We start from the raw sequence: 2,160 nt of genomic DNA, 5'->3' as shown, positions 1-2,160 counted from the left end.
GGCGGAGACTACGTCCGCGGGGGAATTGACGACTTAAGGTCGCGGTGAATTTGCAGCAATGATCTCGCTGCGGGGAATTGCCTGACTTAGTCAGGCGGGAACTTATTCCTAAAGACTTACCGGCAAATTCACCTACAGTTGTTTAGGATCCATGATCACATCTCATATTTTTTCTTCGCGTTCGCTTTCTCGTCCAAAACGAACGTAAGAGCAAACGCAAAGAAGTCTAACGAACGTTTTACAATGATGCCTGCCACTTCCAAGCTTGCTAAATTTGAACGTTTTTAGAGGTGTCTTTTTATAAATATACTTAAATCATCATGCAAATACGTATTTTTGTAAAAAGGATTTTAAATCAAATATTATCGATCAAAGCTTTTAATGCACACATTACACCCTCGTACTTGATCCCATCAGCATACCTATAATCTTTTGTGTACCTATTCCATCTGGCTCTCAACGTTTCGCTTTTTTCAATTTCTTCCAATCGATTGCTGATATTTTTAAAAATATGATTTGTTCCCCTATGTGCCGCAGTTGATCTCAGTGCCTCAGCAAATACTTTATTGTTAATACTCTGGGTTTTAGTTAGTATATATACATCGTAAAAATCCCTCTGTCTTGTATTCAGTTCTCCCCTTCTCAAAATAGTTTCTGCTTTTTCTGCCAGGACAGTTTCAATGTTATAAGTCCAGATGCCAATGCTGCCTTCTTTGAAAATCATCTTGAACAAATATAGAATTTCTTTTGGCGTAATAACGTCACCTGTTGTGATATCTATCTGCATAGGAGTCGCGATAGTATCAAATTCAGAAACAATACTCACCCGATAACCGCCATAAGCATCATCATCTCGAATGGCTTCAATGTTCAAAAAGGAGAAACTTACGCCATCTTCAACATTTATACTGCAAATTTCCTTGATCGCTTTTGTCAGAGATCCAACATTAATGGGATAATTTTTGATCGTAGTGTCCATGTCCATTGTTGCCCGATTATCTATACCAACAAGTGCCGCAATAAGGATCCCGCCCTTAAGGATAAATTTATCCCGGTACGCTGATTTGGAAAGTCTTTCCAGAAACCGTTCAAACATATAGTTTTGAAGCACTACCTGAGCGGACATATCTTTCTTTTTGGCTAAATTTCTTATTTTTGCCTTCAGGCTCATAGCTTCTCCGTTCATAGCAACGCCTCCAGATAATTTTTGAGAGGAGTTTCAACTCTGAGTTTTTTTGCATGATCCATGAGGATCGAGTAATCCGTTGACTTTAATTTCACAAATCGTTTTAATGCGTCATTCAGGATCTGGATGTCTACGCGGCTTCTGCTTCTGATCAAATCACAGATCGTTCTTTCAAGGATGTATGTTCTGAGCGGATTGCCATGGGTGCTTTTTACAGTTTCAACTCCCTGCTCATGAAGCTCTTTTTTGATATAGTAGATTTTGAACCGTTTAGCTACAGTCCCAACGACCTTGTAACCGCTTGGGACTGTAGCTGAATATTCAAATGGCGTTCTGTCCGATAAGCCGTGCAAATACAGGGCCGTTTCATGCGAGTAGATCAATTTTGGATACTTCGTCTGCATGAAATACATTTCATCCTCTATCGAATCAACAGATACATAAACACCCCGGGCAACTCTTTCAAGCTGACCCTCTGCCAGCATCTTTTGCAGATATATTCTGGGTATCTCATTTCGGTCAAGATCAGAACTTAGAACTGTGCCCCGCTGCTTCTGAATTAGTTTTTTCAGCTTTTCCATATGATCCACGATCATCACCCTTTTTACAAATATACTCATATTGTATATCATTTAAGTATGTTTGTAAAATATGCGGAAATTCGCAATGCGTAAGCGGCTTTTATAATGTTGAAACTGCGACCAAACATGTCGCGTGAAGCTGTGGTGAAGCAATAGTGAAGCGATCGTAAATGCTGGCGGAGAGTGCATCCACCTAGGAATTCAGTCTTCAAGACTTATTGGTCAATTCTCCGGTAAATATTATTTCCGATTTTAGTTTTATCCGGTAATAAATATTACCGGTTGGGCCACTGGGTGTCGTAGATATTGATAGACAACAAAGGCAGGCAAGAAGAATCTCCGCCTGCCTTTGTCTTTGCTCTGTCGTTTAAATCTGCTTTATCTGTCCTGTAT

The 2,160-nt window shown here is 39.8% G+C and carries 2 protein-coding genes; both read right to left on the bottom strand.

Annotated elements, in window-relative coordinates:
* Positions 1-355: 355 nt before the first annotated feature.
* A complete protein-coding gene (locus GXZ13_05740) occupies positions 356-1,171 on the bottom strand; it encodes a nucleotidyl transferase AbiEii/AbiGii toxin family protein (protein NLX75315.1) in 816 nt (271 codons plus the stop codon).
* A gap of 11 nt (positions 1,172-1,182) precedes the next feature.
* Positions 1,183-1,818, bottom strand: a complete 636-nt coding sequence (locus GXZ13_05735; GenBank protein ID NLX75314.1) for an abortive phage infection protein — start codon at positions 1,816-1,818, stop codon at positions 1,183-1,185.
* Positions 1,819-2,160: the final 342 nt, after the last annotated feature.

It is taken from the genome of Synergistaceae bacterium (genome assembly GCA_012728235.1).
Lineage (GTDB): Bacteria > Synergistota > Synergistia > Synergistales > Synergistaceae > JAAYFL01.
The sequence above is the reverse complement of the archived record's forward strand: the minus strand, read 5'-3'. Positions and strand labels throughout refer to the sequence as shown.